At 70.4% G+C, this 5579-nt stretch carries 5 protein-coding genes and 3 pseudogenes; all 8 read left to right on the forward strand.

Going from position 1 to position 5579, the window contains the following annotated elements; all coding sequences use genetic code 11:
• Positions 1-324, forward strand: a pseudogene (locus tag GRX66_RS15950) (FAD-dependent oxidoreductase); the annotation flags it as partial.
• Positions 325-326: 2 nt separating this feature from the next.
• Positions 327-1574, forward strand: coding sequence for a M20 family metallopeptidase (locus GRX66_RS15955; RefSeq protein ID WP_159527414.1), 1248 nt, complete (start codon positions 327-329; stop codon positions 1572-1574).
• Positions 1575-1728: 154 nt separating this feature from the next.
• Positions 1729-1947: a YgaP family membrane protein gene (locus GRX66_RS15960; protein WP_159527415.1), complete on the forward strand. Its 219-nt coding sequence runs from the start codon at positions 1729-1731 to the stop codon at positions 1945-1947.
• A 2-nt stretch (positions 1948-1949) separates the two neighbouring features.
• Positions 1950-2543, forward strand: a complete 594-nt coding sequence (locus tag GRX66_RS15965; protein WP_159527416.1) for a class I SAM-dependent methyltransferase — start codon at positions 1950-1952, stop codon at positions 2541-2543.
• A 116-nt stretch (positions 2544-2659) separates the two neighbouring features.
• Positions 2660-2902 carry a sulfurtransferase TusA family protein gene (locus GRX66_RS15970; protein ID WP_159527417.1) on the forward strand — a complete coding sequence of 81 codons (243 nt, stop codon included), beginning with the start codon at positions 2660-2662 and terminating at the stop codon, positions 2900-2902.
• The gene (locus tag GRX66_RS15975) at positions 2899-4044 is read left to right on the forward strand and encodes an NAD(P)/FAD-dependent oxidoreductase (RefSeq protein WP_159527418.1); all 1146 of its coding nucleotides are present in this window, start codon (positions 2899-2901) and stop codon (positions 4042-4044) included. Before GRX66_RS15970 ends, GRX66_RS15975 begins: the two co-directional genes overlap by 4 nt.
• A gap of 2 nt (positions 4045-4046) precedes the next feature.
• Positions 4047-4672: pseudogene (locus tag GRX66_RS15980) on the forward strand (DUF1641 domain-containing protein).
• Positions 4673-4809: 137 nt separating this feature from the next.
• Positions 4810-5579, forward strand: a pseudogene (locus GRX66_RS15985) (aminotransferase class V-fold PLP-dependent enzyme); the annotation flags it as partial.

The following is a 5579-nucleotide window of genomic DNA, read 5'->3' on the forward strand; positions in this document are numbered from 1 at the left end:
ATCGTCGACGAAGAGCGGGGCCGCGAGGCCGGTTTCGACCCCGCGTCGGTCACGATTTCGGCGCCGACGCGCGCACACTACTACCCCGGCGGCGCGGAACTCACGGTGACGCTGTTCGCCGACCGGACGACCGGCCGGCTCCTCGGCGGGAGCGTCGTGGGCCGCGAGGGCGTCAAGCGCATCGACACGATTGCGACGGCGCTGCACGCCGAGTTCGCCGTCGCGGACCTACAGAACGCGGACCTCGCGTACGCGCCGCCGTTCAGTCCCGTCTGGGATCCGGTGGCGACGGCCGCAAAAGTCCTGCAGGGGACCCTCGAGTGACGATGCCCACACTGGACCCGGACGGCTACGTCGAGGAACACCGCGGGGAACTCGTCGACCTCACGCTCGACCTGCTGGCCATCGAAACGCCGAATCCGCCCGGCGACACCCGCGCCGTCGTCGAGCGGATCGACGCGTACCTCGACCCGCTGCCCGTCGACGTCGAGCGGTTCGCTGTCGACCCGGCGAAGCCGAACCTCCTCGTGACGCTGCCCGGCGAGCGCGAGGAGACGCTGCTGTACAACGGCCACCTCGACACGGTCCCGTTCGACGCCGACGAGTGGTCGTACGACCCGCTCGGGGAGCGCGCGGACGATCGGATCTACGGGCGCGGTGCCACCGACATGAAGGGGCAGGTGGCCGCGATGCTGTTCGCGCTCACCGCGTTCGCGGAGACCGAGACGACGCCCCCGCTGACGTTGCGCTTCGCGTTCGTGAGCGACGAGGAGGTCGGTGGCGACGCCGGCCTCCCCGCGCTCGTGGACGGCGGCCACGTCGACGCCGACGCCTGCGTCATCGGGGAGCCCACGTGCGAGGAAGGCCGTCACTCCGTGACGGTGGCCGACCGCGGGAGCATCTGGCTGACCCTCGACGCCAGCGGGGAGGCGGCCCACGGGTCGCGACCGATGCTGGGCGTCAACGCCATCGACCGGCTGTACGCCGCCGTCGAGACGCTCCGCGAGCGGTTCGGAACCCGCGACCTGGACATCGACGCGGAGATGGAGCCGGTGCTGGCGGAGTCAGTCGACTACTACGCCCCCATGATGGGGGACGCGACCGCGCGGACCCTGTTCACCACGCCGTCGATCAACCTCGGGACGCTCCGCGGCGGGGAAGCCATCAACAGCGTCCCGCAGTCCGCCCGCGCGGAGGTCGACGTCCGACTGACGGCGGGCGTGGAGACGTCGGCGATGCTCTCGGAGGTCCGGGACTGCGTCGCTGGCTGCGAGGACATCACCATCGCGGACGTCTCGTGGAGCGTCGGGACCGTGGAACCGGTCGACAGCCCGCTCGTCGAAGCCGTCGCGTCGACCGCGGAAGCGGTCGCCGGCGAGCGCGTGTACCGCCGGAGCGCCACTGGTGGTGGCGACGCGAAGCGCCTTCGGAACGAGGGAATTCCCACGGTGGAGTTCGGGTTCGGGACCGACACGGTGCACGCCGTCGACGAGTACACGACCGTCGACGCGCTCGCCGGCAACGCGACGGTGTACGCTCGCCTCCCGGGAGCGCTCGCACGCTCGCTCGACTGAGCGGGTGGGCCAGCGGGGGAGACGCGCTCCCGGCCGCGGCACGCTCCCTACCTGCCCCCATCCGGCGTCACGGTCGGTCGGCGGCGGCCGCACCGATTCTCCGCGGCCGGGAATCTGGGGAACACTTACAGCATAGTATTCCAGAGCGTTGGGTATGGAACCCAATATTGGTTCGGCGGATCGGACCGTCAGGTTCGTCGTCGGCGCGGCGCTGGCCGCTGTCGCGCTCGCGTCGTTCGCGGGCGTCCTCGGCCTCGACCCGGTCGCCGCGGCACTCGCGCTGCTCGTCGGTGCGGTGCTCGTGGGCACCGCGACGACGCGACTGTGTCTCGTGTACCGCGTGCTCGGCGTCGACACCTGCAGCACTCGGTGACGATGGAGCGGTTCCCGAACACGGGGCAACCCGACTGGGACTGGTGGGGTCGCCTCTGGCCGACGCCCGGAGAGACGCTCCGCGAGGTCGGTGTCACGCCCGGAGACTCCCTGGCTGCCGTCGGGTGCGGGAACGGCTACTTCGCGCTCCCGGCGGCGAGAATCACCGCGCCGGAACCCGTGTACGCGCTGGACCTCGACGAGGACCTGCTCGGCGAACTCGAGCGCCTCGCGACCCAGCACGCCATCGAGAACGTCGTCCCCGTCCAGGGGGACGCGCGGAATCTACCCGAGAGCCTCCCGGAGCGCGTGGACACGGTACTCGTCGCGAACACGCTGCACGGCGTATCGGACCCCCAGCGATTCGTCGAGGGCGCGTTCGAAGTGCTCCGGCCGGGCGGGCGCTTCCTCGTCGTCAACTGGCACGACCGGCCCCGCTCCGAGACCACGATTCTGGACGAGCCCCGCGGCCCGCCGACGGAACGCAGAATGGCGCCGGCGGAGACGCGGGCCGTCGTGGCGGCCGCCGCGGACGTCACGCGGACCCGCCGCGTCGAGTTGCCGCCGTACCACTACGCGCTCAGCTTCCAGCGATAGCGGGGGGACGACCCGGCAGTGCGTAACCCACCGTTCTCCCGGCCCAAGTGGGTTTTCATAATCTTGGAAATTACGCGCAATATTAATGTGCGGGGAGCGAACGTCGACACGTACCCATGACTGAGACGAATCTAGACGCCACCGCAACCGTCGACGCTCGCGGCGCGGCTTGCCCCGGCCCACTGATGGACCTCATCGGGAAGATACGGGACGTCGAATCGGGCGACGTCGTCCGCCTGCTGAGCGACAACGAGCAGTCGCTCACGGACGTGCGCGAGTGGACCGAGGAAGCCGGGAACGACCTCCTGGAGGTCGAAGAGGCCGACGACCACTACGAGTTCTACGTGGAGAAGGCATGACTGACCACGTTGTCGTCGTCGGCGGCGGGACTGGCGGCACAGTCCTGGCGAACGACCTCGCGGAGCGACTCGAGCCGGAGCTGGCTGCCGGCGACGTCCGAGTGACGATCGTCACCGACGACCCGGACCACGTCTACAAGCCGGTGTGGCTGTACGTGCCGTTCGGACAGCGGGAGCCCGCGGACGGGCGGCGGCCGCTGACCGAACTCGTGGACGACCGCGTGGACGTCCGAATCGACCGCGTCACGGGCATCGACACGGACGCGCAGCGCCTCGAGAGCAGGGACGGCGTCGCGCCCAGCGAGTACGACTACCTCGCGCTCGCGACCGGGTCGACGCTCGCGCCCGACGAGATTCCCGGCCTGGCGGAGGGCGGCCACGATTTCTACAGCGAATCCGGGTCCGAGACGCTGCGCGAGGAACTGCTGTCGTTCACCGAGGGGCACCTCGTGTTGAGCGTCGTCGGGACGCCGCACATGTGTCCCGCTGCACCCCTGGAGTTCGTGTTCATGGCCGACGACTGGTTCCGGAAGCGGGGCCTCCGCGAGGACGTCGACATCACGTACACGTACCCCATCCAGCGCGTGCACGGCAACCCCCACATCGCGGAGTGGGCGCGGCCCCGGATGGACGACCGCGACATCGCCGTCGAGACGTTCTTCAACGCGGAGTCGGTCGACCCGGACGGGCAGACGATGGCCACGATGGAGGGCGACGAGCTCGACTACGACCTCCTCGTGGCGATTCCGCCCCACCGTGGCATCGACCTCATCGAGGAGGCGGGGCTCGGTGACCGCGGCTGGGTCGACGTCGACAAGGAGACGCTGGAAGCCGAGGCCGCCGAGAATGTGTACGCGCTCGGCGACACGGCCGACACGGGAGTGCCGAACGCGGGAAGCGTCGCGCACTACCAGGCGGGCGTCGTCGGCCAGCGGCTCGCCAGCGAGCTCCGCGGCCGGCCCGCGACGGCGACCTACGACGGGAAGACGCTGTGCTTCATCGAGACGGGGATGGATGCAGCGTCGTTCGTGGAGTTCGACTACGAGCACCCGCCGTCGCCGGCGCCGCCGTCCCAGAAGATCCACTGGGCGAAACTGGCGTACAACGAGTCCTACTGGCTGACCGCACGGGGGTTGCTCTGACGATGGCCGAGGAACTCGCGGACCCCGACAACGAGCTGGCGGCCGCCATCGAGGAGAACCCGGACGCAGTCGCCGACTTCGTCCGTCGGCTGGACTCGGTCAACGAACTGCTGGACGTCCTCGCGCTCGGCGAGAGCGCGCTCACCGACGAGATGGCGCGCGACGTCTCCGGGACGACGGCGACGCTCGCCGAATCGGCCGACGCCATCGCCACGGAGGAGACGGTCGGCGTCGCGGGCGCCGTCGGCGCGAACGGCGCGGCCCTGGAGGACGCCCTCGAATCCCTGGTTGCGCTCCAGGAGTCGGGGACGCTGGACGAACTGATGGAACTCGCGGAGGTGGTGTCGCTGCTGACCGCCGCGTCGACGACGAGATGGTGCGGTCGCTGGCGGCGACGGGGTCGTCGCTCGGCGAGGTCGCCGAGACGGCGGCGGACGAGGACGCCAGCGACGGAATCGAGACGGCGCTGACGGCGCTCGGGGAGGCGGACAGCGAGACGCCCGAACGCGTCGGGCCAGTCGGCCTGCTGAAGGCGACCCGGGACCCGGACGTCCAGCACGGTCTGGGGTACCTGGTCGCGATGGCCAGGGCTATCGGGCGCACACAGTCCGCGGCCGAGACCGGATAGGGCACCTCGCCAACGCCGTCGGAACACGCCTAGAGTTGCATGGTATTCCCAAGACAATTAACGACTGGATGCGTAGTTTCGGCTATGAACACGAGCGAAACTGCCGGCGACGGAACGCACCCTGGAGGGACGTCGCGATGAACCCCAGAGAACTCCGTGCGGACGTGCCCGCGCTCGGTGACGGCGTCTACATGAACTTCGGCGCGCACGGCCCGAGCCCGCGGTACGTCGTGGAGGCCGCCGAGGAGTTCCTGGAGTCCCACGAATACAGGAGTCCCGCACACGGTGACCCTTACGAGGCGGCTTTCGAGCAGTACGACCGGACGCGCGAGCGCGTCGCGTCGTTCGTCGGGAGCGACCCCGGCGAGATTGCGCTCACAGAGAGCACGACTGCGGGCCTCAACGCCGTCGCGAACGCGATGGACTGGGACGCCGGCGACGTCGTCGTGCGAACCGACCTCGAACACCCCGCCGGCGTGCTGCCGTGGCAGCGCCTCGAACGCGAGGGCGTCGAGGTCCGGGTCGTCGAAACCTCGGCGGGGCGCGTCGACCTGGACGCGTTCGCCGCGGCCGTCGAGGACGCGAAGCTCGCGGTGTTCAGCGCCGTCACGTGGACCCACGGGACCCAGCTCCCGGTCGCGGACCTCGTCGACGCGGCGCACGATGCCGGCGCGTTCGCGCTGGTCGACGCCGTCCAGGTTCCCGGCCAGCTCCCGATGGACGTCCACGAGTGGGGCGCGACGCGGTCGCCGCAGCGGGCCACAAGTGGCTGCTCGGCGTGTGGGGCAGCGGCTTCCTGTACGTCGACCGCGACGTGGCGCCGGCCCTCGCGCCGTACACGGTCGGCTATCGGGAGTGTGGAGTCGCCGTCCGCAGACCCCTTGAGTTCGCGGCCGGCGCGCCGCCG

It is taken from the genome of Halobacterium bonnevillei (assembly GCF_009831555.1).
GTDB lineage: Archaea > Halobacteriota > Halobacteria > Halobacteriales > Halobacteriaceae > Halobacterium > Halobacterium bonnevillei.

What these genes read in the sequence shown, in the direction of transcription:
- GRX66_RS15965 (WP_159527416.1), top strand. Translation starts at nt 1,950, where the DNA reads ATGGAGCGGTTCCCGAACACGGGGCAACCCGACTGGGACTGGTGGGGT.
- GRX66_RS15955 (WP_159527414.1), top strand. Translation starts at nt 327, where the DNA reads ATGCCCACACTGGACCCGGACGGCTACGTCGAGGAACACCGCGGGGAA.
- GRX66_RS15960 (WP_159527415.1), top strand. Translation starts at nt 1,729, where the DNA reads ATGGAACCCAATATTGGTTCGGCGGATCGGACCGTCAGGTTCGTCGTC.
- GRX66_RS15970 (WP_159527417.1), top strand. Translation starts at nt 2,660, where the DNA reads ATGACTGAGACGAATCTAGACGCCACCGCAACCGTCGACGCTCGCGGC.
- GRX66_RS15975 (WP_159527418.1), top strand. Translation starts at nt 2,899, where the DNA reads ATGACTGACCACGTTGTCGTCGTCGGCGGCGGGACTGGCGGCACAGTC.